The organism is Bradyrhizobium huanghuaihaiense, assembly GCF_007830635.1.
In the GTDB taxonomy this organism is placed as follows: domain Bacteria; phylum Pseudomonadota; class Alphaproteobacteria; order Rhizobiales; family Xanthobacteraceae; genus Bradyrhizobium; species Bradyrhizobium huanghuaihaiense.
In genome coordinates, this window is sequence record NZ_VLLA01000009.1 from 152,058 (window position 1) to 171,254 (window position 19,197).

Genomic DNA, 19,197 nt, shown 5'->3' on the forward strand with positions numbered 1-19,197 from the left:
CGATGCTGGTCGACAGTCACTGCCATCTGGATTTTCCGGACTTCGCGGAAGATCTCGACGGGATCGTGTCGCGCGCGCGTGCGGCCGGCATCACCCGCATGGTCACGATCTCGACGCGGGTGAAGAAGCTCAACCAGCTTCTGCCGATCGCCGAGCGCTACGAGGACGTCTATTGCTCGGTCGGCACCCATCCGCACAACGCGGATGAGGAAGACGGCATTTCGCCGGACGAGCTGATCGCGCTGACGCAGCACCCCAAGGTCGTCGCGCTCGGCGAGGCTGGGCTCGACTATTTCTACGACAACGGCTCGCCGGAAGCGCAGGCGAGGGGCTTTCGCGCCCATATCGCCGCGGCTCGCGCGACCGGCCTGCCGCTGGTCATCCATACCCGCGAGGCCGACGCGGATTGCGCCCGCATCCTGGAAGAGGAGGCCGCACGCGGATCGTTTCGCGCCGTGCTGCATTGCTACACCGGCGGGCGCGAGCTGGCGCTGAAGGCGGTGTCGCTCGGACTTTATATCGGCTTCACGGGCATCCTGACGTTCAAGAAGTCGGAGGCCCTGCGCGCGCTTGCGGCGGAGCTGCCCGCTGACCGTATTCTGGTTGAAACGGACTCGCCCTATCTTGCGCCGGGCAAGTTTCGAGGCAAGCGCAACGAGCCGGCCTACGTGGTCGAGGTCGCCAAAGTGCTCGCCGAGACGCGCGGCGTGTCATTCGATGAGATCTCACGCCAAACAAGCGAAAACTTCTTCCGCCTGTTCTCCAAGGTGAAAGCTTGAGACTGGAAGCCGCATGACGTTGACGCTGACGATCCTGGGCTGCGGCTCCTCCGCCGGCGTGCCGCGCCCGGCCCTCGGTTGGGGCGCCTGCGACCCCAGCAATCCGAAGAACCGCCGCCGCCGCTGTTCGCTGCTGGTCGAACGGAAGTCCGAGCACGGCACCACGCGGATCGTGATCGACACCTCGCCGGACCTGCGCGAGCAACTACTCTCGACCAATGTCGATCACATCGACGCGGTATTCCTGACCCATGAGCACGCCGACCAGACGCACGGCATGGACGATCTTCGTTCGGTCGTCATGCACATGCGCCGCCGTATCCCGACCTATTTCAACCTGTCGACCGCCAAGGACATCATGGCGCGGTTCTCGTATTGCTTCATTTCACCTGAGGGCAGCGACTATCCGCCGATCCTGACGCGGCATTCGATCGAGGCGGGCGAAAGCCAGACCATTCTGGGGAAGGGCGGCGCGGTGACGATGACGGCCTTCCTGGTGCAGCACGGCGCCATTCCCGCGCTCGGCTATCGCATCGGGGATGCCGCCTACACGCCCGACCTCAACGACATCCCGCGCGAGAGCTGGGGCGCGCTGGAGAATCTCGACCTCTGGATCGTCGACGGCCTGCGCTACACCAGTCATGTCAGCCATTTCAGCATCAACGATGCGCTGTCCTGGATCGAACGCTTCAAGCCGAAGCGCGCGGTCATCACCAACATGACGGCCGACGTCGATTATGAGGTGATCAGGCAATCGCTGCCTGCTGGCGTGGTGCCGGCCTATGACGGCTTGCAGCTGGAGACGCATTAGAGCGTTTTCGAGCCAAGCGGCTATCGGTTCGCATCAAGAAAACGCGTCAAACCGAAAAGCGCGCGCCTACCAGGCGTAGCGCAGCGCGACCTTGCCCGTGTAGGCACGTACCAGGCTCGACACTTCGCTGTCGAAGTTCGCCGATGCGGACCAGCCGTTCACGGCGCGCAGCTCGAGCGCAATGCCGCTGAGCGCTGCGTTCGGCGCCAGGGCTGCACCGCTCGCGGTCAGGCTCTGACCGGGCAGGGACAGGAGCGCCGCCGGGATCGATTGACCTGCGCTGAAGTCATGCGCCCAGGCAAGCCGCCCGCGCAGGCTCACCACGCTTCCCGGCAACACAAGCTGCGTGCTCATGCGCAGGCCGAGCTCGGTGCGGCTGTCGGTGAAGCTGTCGCTGCCGGGCCCGGTCGAAAATGCGTTGGCCCCCTCGGGCGGCTGCGCCCCGCTCGAGGAGGGCAGGCGGAAGGTGGTCACCTGCGCCGCCGCATAGGGTGTGATGCCGAACCAGGCTGTGGCAAGACGATAGCCGCCTTCGACGCGTCCGGAATAGGCGTTGGCGTTGATCGCCGCGGCGAGCTGTCCGGAGCCGGCCGGCGTCACCGGATGATCGTTGCTGATGGCTTGCCAGCCATAGGCGAGACCGGTGGCGACATAGGCCGATCCGACGCTGTGCCGGACGAAGGCGCCGGCCTGGAACAGATCGGAGCGGCCATTCGAAAAATTGTTGGTGAAGCCGGTGCCGCCTCCAGCCAGCGCAAAGCCCATCCGGGTTTGCGGCGACAGCGAATAATCGGCGCCGGCCACGGTGCCAAAACTGCGGCTGGTCGAACCGGTGCCGCCGGTCGATACCTGCGAGCCGCCGAAACCCGCAGCCCAGACGTTCCAGTGCGGGGCCGCGAGCGCTGGCCTGCCGTAGATCGCCCCATAGGCCTCGCGCCCGATGCCGCCATGCGTCCGGTCGTTTCCGATATCGGCGTAGGCCGCCAGCTCTGCGTCCAGTTCGGCCGGACCGATGCCGCGGCCGTCGATGGCGGGATCGAGCAGGGCGAGCGTGAACTGCCTCATCGCCAGGAAGGTGGCCTGCGCCGTCTCGCCGCGCGGAGCACCATCGGAGCCGCCGCCAAAGGCTTGTCGCATGCCGAACCGTGCCGCGCCGGCAAATCCCGGCGGCTCGCCGTTCCAGCCGTAGTTCGGTGGCATGCCGACGCCATTGCCGTTGCCGAACGGCGCTCCGCCAAAACCTTGGGCTTGCGGGCCGCCGAACATGGGGCCATTCATGCCGCCGAAATTATTGAAACCGTTGCCGGGCGCGTTCGGACCAGGGGGACCGAAATTCTCGGCGCCCCCGAACGCGCCGAACTCGCGCATCACCTGCGCATCCGCCACGCGCGGCAGCAGCAATCCGGCCGTCAATAGCAGCAGCGCCAGACGCGCACGCACGTCTGCGCTCAAGACACAAACCGCATGAAGCGCCCCAACCGCGCCGGACGCCGGCCGCGCAGCCCGCGCGACGAATCAGGTGGAATCGGCGAATCCGACGGAGCTGAATCGTAAATGCGTCTCTAACGTTTTCCAATCTTTTCCTGGTGTGTCCTGATGTCGTCGATCCCGCACAAACGGTTTCTCGACGATGCGGCAATCGCCGTCGAGACGCGGTCAATGTTTCCCAATGTGTCCAGGCTCAGGCCGAGATCGCCTTCACTGATCCCACTTCGTTGCGCAGCAGGAATTTCTGGATCTTGCCCGTGGACGTCTTCGGGATCGGTCCGAACACGACCGCCTTCGGCGTCTTGAAGCCGCTCATCTGCGAACGGCAGAAGGCGATGATCTCGGCCTCGGTCGCGCTGGCGCCGTCCTTCAGCTCGACGAAGGCGCAAGGCACCTCGCCCCATTTCGGATCGGGCTTGGCGACGACCGCGGCGAACAGCACGGCCGGATGCTTGTAGAGGATGTCCTCGACCTCGACTGACGAAATGTTCTCGCCGCCGGAGATGATGATATCCTTCGAGCGGTCCTTGATGATGACATAGCCGTGCTCGTCGAGCACGCCGAGATCGCCGGTGTGAAACCAGCCGCCGGCGAAGGCTTCGGTCGTCGCCTTCTCGTTCTTGAGGTAACCCTTCATCACGATGTTGCCGCGGAACATGACCTCGCCGATGGTCTCGCCGTCGCGCGGCACTTCCTGCATGGTCTGCGGATTGATGACGGTGACGCCTTCCTCGAGCGCGTAGGGCACGCCCTGCCGCCGCTTCATGCGCGCGCGCTCGGGCGCGGGAAGCTCATCCCAGCCGGGTTGCTCGGCACAGACGGAGGCGGGGCCGTAGACCTCGGTCAGACCATAGACATGCGTCAGCTTGATGCCGATGCTCTCTGCGCCTTCCAGCACGGCGACCGGCGGTGCGGCGCCGGCGATCAGGCCGACGACGCGGCGCGCGGCACTGCCTTTCGGCGCGTCGGGCGCATTGATCAGCGTGTTGTAGACGATCGGCGCGCCGCACATGTGGGTGACGCTGTGCGTCTTGATGAGCTCGAAGATTTTCGTCGGCTCGACCTTGCGCAGGCAGACATTGATGCCGGCCGCGGCCGCGATGGTCCAGGGGAAGCACCAGCCGTTGCAGTGGAACATCGGCAGCGTCCAGAGATACACCGGATGCTGGCCGAGATTGCCGGCGAGGATGTTGCTGACGGCATTGAGATAGGCGCCGCGGTGATGGGTGACGACGCCCTTTGGATTGCCCGTGGTGCCCGAGGTGTAGCTCAGCGCGATGGCGTCCCATTCGTCCTGCGGCAGAACAGCGTTGAAGCGGGGATCGCCTTGCGCGACAGCGGCCTCATATTCAATCTCGCCGATCCGCTTGCCGCCCTTGAAGGCGGCATCATCGACATCGATCACGAATGGCTTTGGCCCGCTCATCTGCGCCAGCGCATCGGTGATGACGCCCGAAAATTCGGGATCGACCAGGATGATCTTCGCGCCGCCATGATCGAGCTGGAACGCGATGGAGGGCGCATCGAGGCGGATATTGAGCGCGTTGAGCACGGCGCCGGTCATCGGCACGGCGAAGTGCGCCTCGTTCATCGCAGGAATGTTCGGCAGCATCGCCGCCACGGTGTCGCCGACGCCGATGCCCTTGCCGGCGAGATACGAGGCAAAGCGCCGGCAGCGTTCATAGGTCTGCGCCCAGGTGAAGCTGCGGCCTTCATAGACGGTGCTGACGTGATCGGGATAGACCGCCGCGCTGCGCGCAAGGAAGCTCAGCGGGGTCAGCGGCACATAGTTGGCGGGGGTCTTGTCGAGGCCGATATTGTACGGGTTCTGTCGCTCACTCATCGACACCCTCCTTAAACCGCGTCAAAGAAATCCGATCGAGATCCAGGGGAAGATCGCAACGATGATCAATCCCACGAGCAGCGCCAGCAGATAGCCCCAGATCGGCCTGATGCCTTCGGCCGGATCGACGCGTCCGATGGCGCAGGCGGCATAATAGCCGACCCCGAAGGGCGGGGCGAATAGCCCGATACCCATGGCCAGAATGATCACCATGGCATAGTGCACCTCGTGCACGCCGACGGCGCGGGCGATCGGAAACAGCAGCGGCCCGAACAGCACGATCGCGGGAATTCCCTCCAGCACGCTGCCGAGGATGGTGAAGGCCAGGATGGAGACGGCGATGAAGGTCGCAGCCCCGCCCGGCAATCCCGTCATGGCGGATGCCAGCGAACGCGAGAAGCCGGATTGCGTCAGGCCCCAGGCCATGCCGGTGGCCGTGCCGATGATCAGGAGGATCGCACCCGACAGCGCCGCGGTCTCGACGAGCATCGGAAACAGCCGCCGCCAGTCGAAGCGGCGGTAGACGAGGAGGCCGACCAGCGCGCCATAGACGATGCCGATGGTGGAGACCTCGGTCGCGGTCGCAATGCCCTCGACCACGGCGTAGCGGATCACGAAGGGCAGCGCGAGCGCGGGCAGGGCAATGACGAAGGTCTTGCCGATCTCGCCAGCCGTTGCGCGGCGGACGTGGCTCATGTCCTCGTGGCGGTAGCGCCACCACACCAGCATGCAGAGCGTGATCGCGAGCACGACGCCGGGCAGGAGGCCGCCGGTGAACAGCGCCGCGATCGAGACGCCGGTAACCGAGCCGATGGTGATCAGCACGAGGCTCGGCGGGATGGTCTCGGTCTGGGCGCCGGTTGCAGCCAGAAGCGCGACGAGATCGCCGGGCTTGGCGCCGCGTTGCTTCATCTCCGGGAACAGCACGGGCGCGACCGCGGCCATGTCGGCGGCCTTGGCGCCTGATATGCCTGAGACCAGGTACATGGCGCCGACCAGCACATAATGCAGGCCGCCGCGGACATGGCCGAGCAGGCTGGCCAGGAAGGCCACCATGGCCCGCGCCATGCCGGTCATCTCGATCAGAAGGCCTAAGAACACGAACAGCGGCACCGAGAGCAGGATGAGGTGGCTCATGCCCTCGTCCATCCGCCCGACCAGCACCATCACCGGCGTGCGCGTGGTCAGCGCCAGATAACCGAAGATCGCCAGCCCAAAGCCGAACGCAATGGGAACGCCGGCAAAGACGCAGAAGCCGGCGACGCCGACGAAGAAGATGACGAGGTTGAGATTGCCGAGCGGCCGCAAATATGGCTGCGCCAGCCAGAACAGGCCGACGACGACGGCAACCGAGATTACGGCCGCAAGCACCATCCGGTAGTCCGCGGCGCGCAGCAGCCGCAGCAGCGCGAACGCGGCCATCAGGCAGATGCCGGCCGGCAGCGCCGCAGCGCGCCACATGTTCGAGATCTGGAGCGCCGGCGTGGTGATGAAGCTTTCCTCGTAGGCGTAGTCCCAGGACGGCCAGACGATCAGCGCCAGGAATGCCAGCGCCGCAGAAGTCGCGATCAGGTCGAGATAGGCCCGCATCGCAGGTCCCGCGCTCGCGACGACGGCGGTCATACGCATGTGCTCGGAGCGGCGGAATGCGACCGCCGCGCCCAGCATGGCGAGCCACAGGAACAGGATCGAGGCGAGCTCGTCCGACCAGATCAGCGGCCGGTGCAGGCCATAGCGCGCGACCACGCCGGCGAACAGGATCACGATCTCGGCGACCACCAGAATGGCCGCCGGGATTTCGACCAGGAGGCCGAGGAGGCGCTCCGCCGAGGCCAGCAGAGAAGATCGGCGAGGGGACTGAACAGCCGCCTCGCCCGCCACTTCGGTCACCTGAACCTCGACATGAGCCATGACGGCCCCAACGCGTTACGACAGCTTGCCCACGGCCTTTTCCAGGAGGTCCCAAGCCTGGTCGCCATATTTACCCTTCCACTCGGCATAGAAGCCGGCGGAGCGCAGCTTGTCGCGGAACGGCGCGACAGTGGGCTGGTTGAAGGTCAGGCCCTTGGCCGCGAGCTCCTGCTGCAGATTGGCATTGAGCTTGGCGGTGTCCTCGCGCTCCTTGACGGCGGCGGCGTTGATGTTCTTGGCGACGATGGTGCGCACGTCCTCCGGCAACGCGCTCCAGGCGCGGCGGTTGGCCAGGAACCAGAAGCCGTCCCACATGTGGTTGGTCAGCGAGCAGTACTTCTGCACCTCGTAGAGCTTGGCGGTCGAGATGATCGCCAGCGGGTTCTCCTGGCCCTCGACGATCTTGGTCTGGAGCGCCGAATAGACCTCGCTGAAATTGATCGAGGCGGGCGCGGCATCGAACGCCTTGAACATCGAGGTCCACAGCGGCGACACCGGGACGCGGATCTTGAAGCCCTTGAGGTCGTCGGGACCGGTGATCGGCCTGGTCGAGGACGTGGTCTGGCGGAAGCCGTTGTCCCAGATCTTGTCCATGACCTCGAGGCCGGCCTTCTTGATCTCGCCGCGGACATGGGCGCCGAGGTCGCCGTCCATGGCCTTCCAGACCGTGTCGTAGTCCGGGAATGCGAAGCCGATGCCATTGATGGACGCGGCCGGCACCAGGGTCGACAGGATCAGGCCCGACAGCGTGAAGAACTCGACGCCGCCGGAGCGGATCTGGCTCAGCATGTCGGTGTCGGAGCCGAGCTGGTTGTTCGGGAAGATCTGGAGGTCGAACTTGCCGTTGGTCTCGGCCTTGATCGCCGCGGCCATCTCCTTGGCGCGCACGTTCAGCGGATGGGTGTCCGGCAGGTTGTTGGCGTATTTGTAGGTGAACTCGGCGCTCTGGGCGCGGGCCACATGGGGCGCGCCAATGCCGCCCAGGACCGCGGTCGCGGCGGAGGCCTTGAGAAGCGTGCGTCGGGAAAAGCGCGTTGAAAAGACCATGGGTCTGCTTCCTCGGAAGGATTGTTTTTGTTCTGAGATGCAAACCTATACGGACGTCACGTCAGAAGGTCATCTGCGATCTCGCGAAGCTCGCTTATTGCAGCCGGACAACGTCACGGCAATATCGGCTTTCGCCACATGGGGCCCGACAAAAAAAGTACGAAAACAACCCCATGCACAGTAGCCGTCAAGGGCTGGGACATTGGTCGAGTGCTGGGCCGGAAACGGCGCCGGAGCGAAGGTGCGGTGTCAGAAGTTCTCCCTAAATATCTGATCTAATTGTATATAAAAACATTCCATAATATACCTTATGCGAATTACGGATATGGTGTTGCGGGCTTGGTGCGGCCTGTCACCTCTCACGTTGACCGACGGTCTATGACGCCTTTCTGTGCCGGTGCGAGCCTGCCTGACGTTGGGAGGGCTTGCCGGTCGACGAGGCTCCTTGCGCCGCAAGCCGCTCCGCTTGCTTGGGCGCCACGGAGGTGCTCGGCGCCGGCGGTTTCTTTTCCACGACACGCTGCGGCTTGGGTTGACGCTCGAAAGTGACCTTCTGCTCGTTGCCGTCCCGGCGCACCGTGACGCGGTCGCCGTCCTGAACTTCGCCGGCCAGCATGGCGCGGGCAAGCTCGGTCTCGATTTCGGAGCGAATGAGACGGCGCAGCTCCCGCGCGCCGAATTCGGGCTGGTAACCGACCACGGCCAGATGGTCGACCAGCGTCGGGTCGAATTCCAGGTCGACGCCCTGGCCATGGGCCGTCCGCTTCACCCGCTCGAGCTGCAGATTGACGATGTCGCGGAGCTGCTCGCGCGTGAGCGAGTGGAAGACGATGATCTCGTCGATGCGATTGAGGAACTCCGGCCGGAAGTGGCCTCGCAGGATCTCCATAAGGTCGCGGCGGAGCCGTTCCTGTGCCTCCTTGTCGCTTGCATCCAGGCGCAGCTGCCGGGCGATCACGTCGGCGCCGAGATTGCTGGTCGCTATGATGATCGTGTTGGTGAAATCCACCACGCGGCCCTTGCCGTCGGTCAAGCGCCCGTCGTCGAACACCTGCAGCAGGACATTGTAGACGTCGGTATGCGCCTTCTCGATCTCGTCGAGCAGAATGACGGAATATGGCCGGCGCCGAACGCGCTCGGTCAGCTGCCCGCCTTCTTCATAGCCGACATAGCCGGGCGGCGCGCCGATCAGCCGGGCGACCGTATGGCGTTCCCGGTATTCCGACATGTCGATGCGGATCATGGCGTCCTCGTCGCCATAGACCGCCTCGGCCAACGCTTTGGCCAGCTCGGTCTTGCCCACCCCGGTCGGTCCCAAGAACAGGAAATTGGCGACCGGCCGCCGGCCTTCGCGCAAGCCCGCCCGCGCCAGCCGCACCGCGTCGCTCACCGCCTTGACGGCTTCGTCCTGGCCGATGACGCGATGATGCAGCTTCTCTTCGAGCTTGATCAGCCGCTCGCGCTCTTCGGTTGTGAGCTCGGTAACCGGAATGCCGGTGAGCTTTGAAACGACCTGGGCGATGTGCTCGGTGCGCACCTCGGCCGACGCCGAGCCCAGGCTCCGCTTCCAGCGCTCCGTCGACTGCTGCAATTCCTTTTCCTTCGCCTCGTGCTGGGATTGCAGATCGGATGCGCGGTCGAACTGCTTGCGCGAGGTTGAGTAATCCTGCTCGCGCTTGAGCTGCCGGACTTCGGACTCCAGGTCCTGCACCTCCACCGGCCGCGCCGTCGCCGACATCTTCACGCGCGCCGCCGCCTGGTCGACCAGGTCGATGGCCTTGTCGGGCAGATAACGGCCGGTGACGTAGCGGTCGGAGAGCTCGGCCGCCGCGATCATCGCTTCGTCGGTGATGGCGACCTTATGATGCGCCTCGAGCGTGTCGCGCAGGCCGCGCAGGATCATGATCGTCTGCGCCACGCTGGGCTCGGGGATGAAGACCGGCTGGAACCGCCGCTCCAGGGCGGCATCCTTCTCGATGTGCTTCTGGTATTCGTTGAGCGTCGTCGCGCCGATCAGGTGGAGCTCGCCGCGGGCAAGTGCTGGCTTAAGCACGTTGGCAACGTCGAGGCCGCCCTCACCGCCGGTCGATCCGGCGCCGACGATGGTGTGAATCTCGTCGATGAAAAGGATCAGCTCGTCCTGACGGTCGGTCACTTCCTTGAGAATCTGCTGCACCCGCTCCTCGAACTCGCCGCGATATTTCGAGCCGGCAACAAGCGAGTTGATCGCAAGCTCGACCAGCCGCTTGCCGCGCAATGCTTCCGGGACTTCGCCGGCGACGATGCGCTGAGCCAATCCCTCGACGATCGCCGTCTTGCCGACGCCGGGCTCGCCGATCAGCACCGGATTGTTCTTCTTGCGGCGGGCCAGCACCTCGACGGTGGTCTCGATCTGGCTGGCGCGGCCGATCACCGGATCGAGCTTGCTCTCGCGCGCGAGCTTGGTCAGATCGCGGGAATATTTGTCGAGCGTCGGCGTGTTGGTAGGCGCACCGACTTGTCCTTCCTCGGCGCCGCGGCCGACGACTTTGACCGCCTGCTGGCGGATCGCCTGCGGCGTCAGGCCGTACCGTCGCAACACATCACCCGCAACGCCCTCCTCCTCGGCGAGCCCGATCAGGAAATGCTCGGGCCCGACATAGGAATGACCAAGCTCGCGCGAGACCGCGAAGGCATGCCCCAGCGCGCTCTTGACCCGCGGGGTCACGCCGATCTCGCCACCCTCCTCCATCTTGGTCTTGCCGCGCGGAGCTTCCTGCTCGATCTGCCGGCGCAGATCGTCGACCGAGACCTTGAACTGTCCAAGAATCGTGCGCACCACTTCGCTGTCGAGCAGAGCGAGCAGGAGGTGCTCGGTATCGACCTCGCCGCGGCTGAACTCGACCGTCTTTCGCGCCGCCGTTTGCAAAAGTTCCTGGGCGTGCTCGCTCAGGCGCTCTTCGGCACTGCCGCCTCGCCGGCTGTGGGATGGACGGGACGATTGCGAGGAGCGGATCGGTATGGTGGCGGCGTCCGCGTCCCGATCGGCGCCCGCGGTTTCCGCATCAGGGCCGCGGGATGATCGGCTGCCGAAAAAATCGTCGCCGAAGAAATCCTCAAACAGGCCACCGCGCCCGCGGAACAGCGATTCGAGTGGAGAGCTTTGCCTTTGTTGGCGCGCCAAACGCCGGTAATCGACTTCACAGAGGTCGAGAACCTGTGTGTCGCCGTCGCTGGTGGTCACCTGCGCGCGGACGGTGGCGGGCCGAATCCCACAAATATCGCATCGCTTGGCCATGACCGCCTCTCCCTGACTGAACGATTTCCGTAGTTGTTATGTGCAGTTCCGCGCGTGCGACACCTGCGCGCACAAGCTTCGCGATCAAAAGTCGCCGCGGCCCGCGGGGTCATTGATGGATCGCAAGGGCCGGCATGGAGGCTTCAGGCGGAGAACGCGGCCAGAGTGAAAGAGTTCGGAAACAATTTGGCGCAATCGCGCGAAGGCAGAAAACAGTCGAAATGTGCCGGCTGCGGCATGCCCCCCTATCCCTCCCCCGTCTCCGCACTGCAGGAGATTATGCTTTTTTGCTGAGGTTCGCCGATGGCACTCCGTCATTTCGCTGCTACGCGGCAATTCAGTCGCATTCGGACTGAAGCGGACATTGGGCTGGATTTATGAGTACACGTCCTCTAGCTGGCGGAGGGAGTGCGACTGGGATCCAACGTTCTTCGGCTCTTCATTGAGCTTTTCGACTTTTGGAACCGAAGGCCACCCGAGGACGGGGGAGCGCTTTATCCATGCTTGATCCATACTTGCGTCAGCCTTAGCCCAGAGCCGACATCGTGAGTGCTCCGCTGCAACGAGGGCAAAGCGGAAAATATATGCTCGCACTGAGTTCTTTCAGCTTGACCCATAGCGGGCGTCACGACCGTACGGCATTATCTGTGAAAATCATCCTATGCCTAAAGCCCGCTGGCTGATGGAGCCGACGATGTCCTTGGAAAAGGAATTCTCTGATCTGCGTCTGTCGTTCGAGCCGCTGACGCTCTACCAGAAATTCGAGCAAGTCTGCATCCTGATGCTGACCATGCTGATCGCCATCATCATTGTCCTCGCGCTGTGGAATCTGACGCTGAAAATCCTGCTCAGCATCTGGGCAACCAATTTCGATCCGACCGATTATGGTGTGTTCCAGACGGTGTTCGGTATGATCTTTACCGTCATCATTGCACTTGAATTCAAGCGCTCCCTTCTGGTGGTAGCGGAGCGGCGCGACAGTGTTGTGCAAGTACGCTCTGTCATCCTGATTGCGTTGCTGGCGGTGGTACGCAAATTGATCATTCTCGATCTTTCAAGCACGGATGCCTTCCATCTGCTGGCGCTCGCCGCAGCCATCCTTGCGCTGGGCGCCGTCTATTGGTTGGTGCGCGACCAAGGGCAGCCGCGCGAAATCATCGCGGCGCGAGACGGATGAGATTGCATTGCAAGGCGGTCGCTACAAAAGCTGACAAAACGATTTCAAATTCGAAGTTCCTGGCCTTGTGCGAGGAAACAGGTTGCCAGCAAACCGACCTGCACTTCTGTTGTTGGCCCAAAGGTTGCCGCGGCCCCCGGCCGGAGACGTCGCTCGACAGACGGTTCCAGCAAAAGGAGCTGCCTACCGCTGGGCATTCGCAATGCAAAGCGAAAAACCAGATCGTCCAGCTATTGATTGAGAGCTAGATTAGCCAGAGGTCGCTGCAGCCGTGTTCGTTCCAGGGGGCGTGGCGCGTTTGTTCCAGCGCTCGGCCGCCTGTGTAACGGTCGGCGCACTGGGGCCGAACGCCCAACATTTCCTGCATGCCACGAATTTCGGCACGATGTCGCTGTTGATCCAAACTTCCGAGCCGCCGCAGAAAGGACAGGGCTGCAGCGGTTGCACAGAAACAGGGAATCCGTGCAGTGGATCGATAGCGGCGCTATGAGTGAGTTTCCTAGGCATGCAATTTCTCGTGTTCTCATCGCAAGGCGCAGGGAGGCACGGCGCCCTTGCCAATACACGCTGGACGGCTCGATGGCGAGGGCGAGTTCGAGCCTCGAGGTGCACGTCGTGAATTACTCAGAGCCTATCCCGTTCGATCATGGCGTGCCGCCGTTGCACCCGGGATCATCGCGACGGATGGCCGCTCTGCGGACCCAATGGTGCGTTCTTCAACACGGGTGAAGTTCGCGGATGGCGTCGCCTGTGATCGTCCGGCCGGCCATCAGGACGGCGCCGCGAAGTCGTAGGAGATGCGTCCGGCGGGCAGATAGAACAGTGCGATGACGGCGCCGCCGCGGACCTCGGGATAGTGACGGCTTCCGGGATCGGGCGCGGTCCAGCCGGGCCCCTGCCACCCCTGCAGCCCCTTCAGCTCGGCGCCTTTGTCCAGTGGCACGACCAGGTTCAGTTCCCCGTATGGGTGGCCATGATATTGCCCGCGCAGCACGTCGTGGTCGTCCTCGTCCTTGAAGCGGCGCGGATCGGCGCTGTTCATGTAGACCGCCGTGATGCTGAACTGGAACGTCTCAGGCACCGGTTCCAGAATGCGGCTGCGCCGGTAGTTCGGACCTTCGACCTCCTGGTTGGCTGCCCAGCCTTCCTGGACCCCGAGCCTGATCAGGCGCGCCAGGTCCTGGTAGAGCTGGCTAGGCTCGCCGTATTTTTGATTGAGCCACCGCTCCATTTCCGCGCCGGGTGTCATGTCCTTGACCTCGCGCAGAAACGGAATGCTGCACTGAATCAGCTCGTCTCGGCTTCCCATGGCCTTGTCCTTTCCATTTGGGTTGCACTTTGTTCTTCGAAGCCAGCGAAAGAGGCGAACTCTGCGATGTCGGCGCGTGGCATCAGCCTGCCCTTGGCGACGTCCCTGGCGCGGCCGATCGAGATGCCGCACACCACCATCTGCTCCGCCGGGATCGACAGCAGCGGGCGCAGGATCCGGTGGTATTTCGAGAACGTCTCCTGCGGGCAGGACTGAAGCCCATGGCCTGCCGCGGCCAGCAGCACGTTCTGGACGAACATGCCGAGGTCGAGCCAGCTTCCGACCTGCAGGCGCCGGTCGATGGTGACGATGAGCCCGACGGGCGCGCCGAAGAACGCGTAGTTCTTGGCGGTCTGGCCGCTCCTGGCTTGGAGATCGGTCTGGGCGATGCCGAGCGAGCCATAGAACAGCCGGCCAAACTCCTGGCGTCGCCGCAGGTAGGGTTCGGGCAGGTCGCTGGCGTAATAGCTGTATTCCGATACGTGCGCGTCGCGGGCGGTTTCGTGCGCCTCGCGGAGAGCCACGGACACCGTGTCCTTGACAGTGCCCGCCAGCGCGTAGACATGCCAGGGCTGGATATTGGCGCCACTTGGTGCAAACCGCGCCACGCGCAGGATCTGCTCGATGGTCCCTCGTCCGACTGGCGCGTCCGAGAAATCGCGGCACGCAAAGCGGCCTGCGATGATCTCGTCGATCTGGCTTCGCGTAGCCGCGACCGCGCCGGTCATGGCTTCTTCAGGAGCGGACATCCACCCTGCTCCATCGACCGGAAAGCCTCGTCACCCGGAATCGTTGCCAGCAGCTCGTAATAGTCGAACTTGTATTTCGACTGCTCGGGCGACTTGACGCGGAACAGATACATGTCGCGGACCAGCCGGCCGTCCTCGCGGATCCGGCCATTCTTCGTCATGAAATCGTTCACGGGCGCCTCGCGCATCCTGGCGGCGACGGTCGGTCCATCCAGCGTGCCGGCCGCCTGCACTGCCTTGAGGTAGTGCGTCACCGCGCCATAGGTGCCGGCGTGGATCATGGTCGGGACCTTCTGGGTCTTTGCGATGAAGCGCTTCGACCAGGCGCGGGTGTCATCGTTCAGGTCCCAGTAGAAGGCCGAGCTCAACATCAGGCCCTGGGCGCTCTGCAGCCCGAGGCTGTGAATGTCGGCGATGAAGACGAGCAGCCCGACCAGCTTCTGCCGCTGGGTGATGCCGAATTCGCCGGCCTGCTTGACGGCGTTGATGAAGTCGCCGCCGGAATCGGCGAGCGCGATCACATCCGCCTTCGACGACTGCGCCTGGAGCAGGAAGGACGAGAAATCCGGCGTGTTGATCGGATGCTTCACGGCGCCGCGGATCTTGCCGCCCATGGCGTCGATGACCTGGCGGCTGTCGGCCTCGAGTTGGGCTCCAAGAGAGTAGTCGACCGAAACGAAGAACCAGGAGCTTGCGCCGAGACGCGACATCGCCCGCGTCGTTCCCTGCGACAGCGCGTAGGTGTCGTAGGTCCAGTGAATTCCGGTCGGCGAGCATTCGTCGCCGGTGAGGCGGGACGTCGCGGCGCCCGTGGCGAGGAACAGCTTCTTCTTGTCGCGCGTGATGCCCTGCACCGCCAGCGCGACCGCAGAATTCGGCACGTCGAGAATGACTTCGACGTTTTCATTTTCGAGCCAGCGCCGGGCGATGGTCGATCCCACATCGGCCTTGTTCTGGTGGTCTCCCGCGACGATCTGGATGCTGCGCCCGAGCACCTGGCCGCCGAAGTCGTCGACCGCCATTTGCGCCGCGACCACCGAGCCCTGGCCGCCATTGTCGGCATAGAGCGAGGACATGTCGGTGAGGACGCCGAGCTTCACAGGTCCATCCTGTGCAATCGCCTGCGCCGTGAGAAGCGTCAGTGCTAGTCCGAAAGCTCCGATCGAGATCCCGCAGGATTTCATTGCCCGTCTCCTCCAAATCCGGCGCCGGGATGATGACGGGATCGCGCGATTGCGGAAGTGAAACTCTTGCAGAGTGATCCTGAACCGCCTTCAGTTTGGTGGGGCGAGCGGCCAGGCATCGCGCTCCGGGGCCCTGGTCGGTTGCGTCGGCTGCGTGGTTGGCCTTAACTGCAAGCGATCGCAATGAAGCAACGGGCGCGCGATCCGCCTCGAGACGCGCACGTGGCCGTTTCCTTCAAGACGCTGGACCTGAACCTGCTCAAGGTCTTCGACGCCGTGATGGAGGAGCGGAGCGTGCTGCGGGCGAGCCAGAGGGTCGCCCTCAGTCAATCCGCCGTGAGCCATTCGCTCGCCCGGCTGCGCGAGATGCTCGAAGACGATTTGTTCGTGCGCACGGCGACCGGCATGCAACCGACCGCGCGGGCGCTGACGATGGCTCCGCAGGTTCGCGAAGCGCTGCGATCGCTCGAAGCGGCGGTCGAGCAGCCGCGCTTCGTTCCGGCGGCTTCCACCAGGCGGTTCACCCTCGCCGCCAACGACTTCACCACGATGGTGCTGGCCTCACCGCTCCTGAAGATACTGAAGGCTGAAGCGCCGGCGATCGACCTGATCATCAAGCCGGTGACGCGGATCGACCTCGCGGAGCAGATCGACCTCGGCCGCATCGACGTTGCGATCGGCGTCTTCTCGGATCCGCCGAGCCGCTTCCGCACCTCGCTATTGTTCGAATATGACGACGTGCTGATCGTGGGCGGCAAGCGCAAGCTCGGCCGGATCACCAACGCGACGCTGGCGCGCATGCCGCTGGTCGTCGTCTCCTTCGGCGGCGAGCAGGAGGGCGCGATCGGGGGCTTCATCTCCGAGCGCGGCCTTGCCCGTCGATCGGAGATGTATGACCGCGCAGCGCTCGAACGGGCACTGTCCGAAAGCGACCGGCCGCCGCGAATAGCTGTTTCGCTGCCGCATTTTCTTGCCCTGCCCGCCCTGCTCGCGGACTCCGAGTTGGCGGCCATCGTTCCGCGTCCATTGGCGCGGGCATTCGAACGCGCCCATGCCGTCACCGCGTACGAGCTGCCTTACGCCACAACTCCGGTCGAAGTCCGGCTATTGTGGCACGAACGTATCGAGGGCGAGCCGGCACATGACTGGCTTCACGACGTCCTCAGGCGCACGACTGAGGACCTCCGGCACCGGCGCTAGCTGGAGACGCTCACCTGTCCAGTTGGCGCTTACGGCCAGTCGGCAAAGTTGAGCGTCGGCCGCGATCGGCCGGCGCGCACGCGCGCCGCAACGCGCCGGCGCCAGACGCCCGGCGCCTCGCCGGTGTGCTTGCGGAAGAAGCGGTTGAAGTAGGCGGTGTCCTTGAAGCCCAGCGCAAAGGCGATCTGCTTGACGGCAACGGTGCCGGCCTCGAGCCGTGTCGCGGCTTCCTTGACGAGGCGCTGCTGGATCAGTTCGCTCGGTGAACGCTTCAGCTCGCGGCTGCACAAAGCGTGCAGGCGGTCCGGCGTCATGCCGAGCAGGTTCGCGTAATCGCTCACGCGCAGGTGCTGCTGATAGCGCTCCTCGAGCAGTCGGCGGAAGCGTGTCAGGATTTCGGCACTGCTCCCCTCCTCGTCCCGATCGTCGGTCGCGCCGGCGAACAGGCGCCAGAAGCGCAGAACACACAGCGTCAGCTCGGCCGACATGATCGATGCCGCGCCGCTGCGGGCAGGCGAAGCGATCTCGGCGGCGATCGCCGCGATCGACCGTGACATCGTGGTGACGAGGTCGGGCTCGACCGGCCGCGCCATGATGCCACCGGCGGCTTCGAGCGCGAGATAGGCTGGTTCGGCCGATGGCGGCAGGTAGCGATGCCACACGCCCGCGCGCAGTTGCAGCAGCTCGGCGGTGGCCCCGGCCGGCACCTCGAGCCATTCGGCCGACCCCGCCGGCAGCCAGACAATGGCCGGGCCGGTAAACGCCGTCGTCTTGCCGGGCCGGCCGACCTCGGCGGCGGCTCCAACGTGCAGGCAGAGCAGATGGATGAACGGCCGCGCCGCTTTCGATGTCAGCATCCAGCGCCGCGCAACGTAGTGCGAGGCGATCAGCTCGGCGCCGACGGGCGTAGGGCCGCTCGCGCCTGCTGGAGTGCTGTCCGCGACGCCTCGACGCACCTGGCCGCCCCGACCAGAAACGTCCAATCTTTCGCCGGATCTGTCCATTGTGCGAACAAACCCCTCGGTGCTTGCTAGGTCAAGTCCTGGTCGCGGCCGGCTTCCTGAAGCCGTGCCGAAAAGAAACCGGGACCAAGAGGAACGGCCCACTCACATCGCTAGCGGACAACCGCTGGAGTGAAACAACGAGGGAGGATCGACATGTTTTCGGCGAACCGTCGAACGTTGCTGCGCGTCACTGGCCTTGCGGCTGTCGCCACGGCGCTGGGAAGCTTTGCGTCCGCGGCCGATGCGCAGGAGAAGATCCGGATCGGCTATGCCATTTCCAAGACCGGCCCCTATGCCGGCGGCGCCGGTATCACCACCCTGCCCAATTACGAGCTGTGGGTGAAGGACGTGAACGCGGCCGGCGGCATCAAGCTCGGCGACAAGAAGCTGCCGATCGAGGTGGTCGAATATGACGACCGCAGCAGCTCGGAGGAAGCCGTCAAGGCGATCGAGCGTCTCGCCAACCAGGACAAGGTTGATTTCATCCTTCCGCCCTGGAGCACGGGCCTCAACCTTGCAGTCGGCCCGACGCTGAACCGGCTCGGCTACCCTCACCTTGCGGTGACGTCGGTGACCGACAAGGCGCCGGAGCTGGCCAAGCGCTGGTCGAACGCGACATTCTGGCTCGGGACGTCGGCGCAGATCTCCGAGGGCCTGGCGGATCTGCTCGGCAAGCTGAAGAGCGAGGGCAAGATCGGGGCGAACATCGCGATGGTCAGCATCGCCGATCAGTTCGGCATCGAGCTCTCCGCAGCGGGCCGCGAGGCTTTCAAGAAGCACGGATTTACGCTGACCTATGACAAGACCTATCCGATGGGCGCGCAGGATCTTCAGCCGCTGCTGAAGGACGCGATCGCGTCGAATCCGGATGCGTTCGTCGCCTTCAGCTATCCGCCGGATACGATCGCGCTGACCGAGCAGGCGCAGCTCCTGAAATTCAATCCAAAGGTCTTCTACGTCGGTGTCGGTACCGCCTTCCCGCTCTACAAGGGCAAGTTCGCGGCCAACAGCGAGGGCGTGATGGGGATCGGCGGCTGGAACGCGGACTCGCCGCAGCTGAAGGACTATCTCGCGCGCCACAAGGCCGCGACCGGCAAGGAGCCAGATCGCTGGGCGAGCTCGATCACCTATGCAAGCCTCCAGGTGCTGCAGCAGGCGATCGAAAAGGTCGGCAAGCTCGATCGCGCCGCCGTCGCAGCGGAAATCCGCTCGGGCACGTTCGACACCATCATCGGCAAAGTCAAGCTGAAGGACGGACTGCTCCAGGACGTCTGGAGCGTCGGCCAGTGGCAGAACGGCGAGTTCTACGCGCTTGCGCCGGCCTCGCTGCCGGGCGCGCGTGCGCCGGTCGTGCCCAAGGCACAGTGGCAGTAAGGCCGTTGGCAGGCCTTGCGCTGCGAGGCCTGCCGTCCGCTTAA

General features: G+C 64.4%; 15 protein-coding genes. 5 read left to right on the forward strand and 10 right to left on the reverse strand.

The genetic code is table 11. From position 1 onward, the window contains the following. Positions 1–2 precede the first annotated feature (2 nt). Together IQ16_RS19980 and IQ16_RS19985 are read left to right on the forward strand one after the other, a co-directional pair. Positions 3–779, forward strand: a complete 777-nt coding sequence (locus tag IQ16_RS19980) for a TatD family hydrolase (RefSeq protein ID WP_018641960.1) — start codon at positions 3–5, stop codon at positions 777–779. 13 nt (positions 780–792) lie between these two features. Then, positions 793–1,590, forward strand: coding sequence for an MBL fold metallo-hydrolase (locus IQ16_RS19985; protein WP_018641959.1), 798 nt, complete (start codon positions 793–795; stop codon positions 1,588–1,590). Positions 1,591–1,656: 66 nt separating this feature from the next. Here IQ16_RS19985 and IQ16_RS19990 read toward each other — a convergent pair whose 3' ends face one another. From IQ16_RS19990 to IQ16_RS20010, 5 genes are all read right to left on the reverse strand, one after another. Then, the gene (locus tag IQ16_RS19990) at positions 1,657–3,030 is read right to left on the reverse strand and encodes an autotransporter outer membrane beta-barrel domain-containing protein (RefSeq protein WP_145831696.1); all 1,374 of its coding nucleotides are present in this window, start codon (positions 3,028–3,030) and stop codon (positions 1,657–1,659) included. 241 nt (positions 3,031–3,271) lie between these two features. Beyond that, a complete protein-coding gene (locus IQ16_RS19995) occupies positions 3,272–4,921 on the reverse strand; it encodes an acyl-CoA synthetase (protein WP_167526339.1) in 1,650 nt (549 codons plus the stop codon). Positions 4,922–4,942: 21 nt separating this feature from the next. Next, positions 4,943–6,832 (reverse strand): TRAP transporter large permease, encoded by a 1,890-nt coding sequence (locus tag IQ16_RS20000; protein WP_018641956.1) that lies wholly within the window; start codon positions 6,830–6,832, stop codon positions 4,943–4,945. 15 nt (positions 6,833–6,847) lie between these two features. After that, a complete protein-coding gene (locus IQ16_RS20005; protein WP_018641955.1) occupies positions 6,848–7,879 on the reverse strand; it encodes a TRAP transporter substrate-binding protein in 1,032 nt (343 codons plus the stop codon). A gap of 376 nt (positions 7,880–8,255) precedes the next feature. Continuing rightward, a complete protein-coding gene (locus tag IQ16_RS20010) occupies positions 8,256–11,156 on the reverse strand; it encodes an ATP-dependent Clp protease ATP-binding subunit (protein ID WP_035666011.1) in 2,901 nt (966 codons plus the stop codon). Positions 11,157–11,850: 694 nt separating this feature from the next. Here IQ16_RS20010 and IQ16_RS20015 point away from each other — a divergent pair. Further along, the gene (locus IQ16_RS20015; RefSeq protein ID WP_035666110.1) at positions 11,851–12,333 is read left to right on the forward strand and encodes a phosphate-starvation-inducible PsiE family protein; all 483 of its coding nucleotides are present in this window, start codon (positions 11,851–11,853) and stop codon (positions 12,331–12,333) included. Between the two features lie 249 nt (positions 12,334–12,582). Here IQ16_RS20015 and IQ16_RS47660 read toward each other — a convergent pair whose 3' ends face one another. From IQ16_RS47660 to IQ16_RS20035, 4 genes are all read right to left on the reverse strand, one after another. After that, on the reverse strand, positions 12,583–12,840 hold the full coding sequence (locus tag IQ16_RS47660) for a Lar family restriction alleviation protein (protein WP_080648031.1): 258 nt from the start codon (positions 12,838–12,840) through the stop codon (positions 12,583–12,585). A gap of 262 nt (positions 12,841–13,102) precedes the next feature. Beyond that, a complete protein-coding gene (locus IQ16_RS20025) occupies positions 13,103–13,642 on the reverse strand; it encodes a 4-hydroxylaminobenzoate lyase (protein WP_018641952.1) in 540 nt (179 codons plus the stop codon). After that, complete coding sequence (locus tag IQ16_RS20030) at positions 13,621–14,391, reverse strand: nitroreductase (protein WP_026311908.1); 771 nt, start codon at positions 14,389–14,391, stop codon at positions 13,621–13,623. The genes IQ16_RS20025 and IQ16_RS20030 overlap by 22 nt, the downstream gene beginning before the upstream one ends. Continuing rightward, complete coding sequence (locus IQ16_RS20035; RefSeq protein WP_018641950.1) at positions 14,367–15,575, reverse strand: ABC transporter substrate-binding protein; 1,209 nt, start codon at positions 15,573–15,575, stop codon at positions 14,367–14,369. Before IQ16_RS20035 ends, IQ16_RS20030 begins: the two co-directional genes overlap by 25 nt. A gap of 222 nt (positions 15,576–15,797) precedes the next feature. Between IQ16_RS20035 and IQ16_RS20040 the strand changes: the two genes are divergently transcribed. Continuing rightward, complete coding sequence (locus IQ16_RS20040; protein ID WP_035666108.1) at positions 15,798–16,775, forward strand: LysR family transcriptional regulator; 978 nt, start codon at positions 15,798–15,800, stop codon at positions 16,773–16,775. 29 nt (positions 16,776–16,804) lie between these two features. On the opposite strand, the gene IQ16_RS20045 is transcribed toward IQ16_RS20040, so the two are convergent. Continuing rightward, positions 16,805–17,731 (reverse strand): helix-turn-helix domain-containing protein, encoded by a 927-nt coding sequence (locus IQ16_RS20045; RefSeq protein ID WP_018641948.1) that lies wholly within the window; start codon positions 17,729–17,731, stop codon positions 16,805–16,807. A 201-nt stretch (positions 17,732–17,932) separates the two neighbouring features. On the opposite strand from IQ16_RS20045, the gene IQ16_RS20050 reads away from it, so the two are divergent. Further along, positions 17,933–19,153: an amino acid ABC transporter substrate-binding protein gene (locus tag IQ16_RS20050; RefSeq protein WP_026311831.1), complete on the forward strand. Its 1,221-nt coding sequence runs from the start codon at positions 17,933–17,935 to the stop codon at positions 19,151–19,153. Positions 19,154–19,197: the final 44 nt, after the last annotated feature.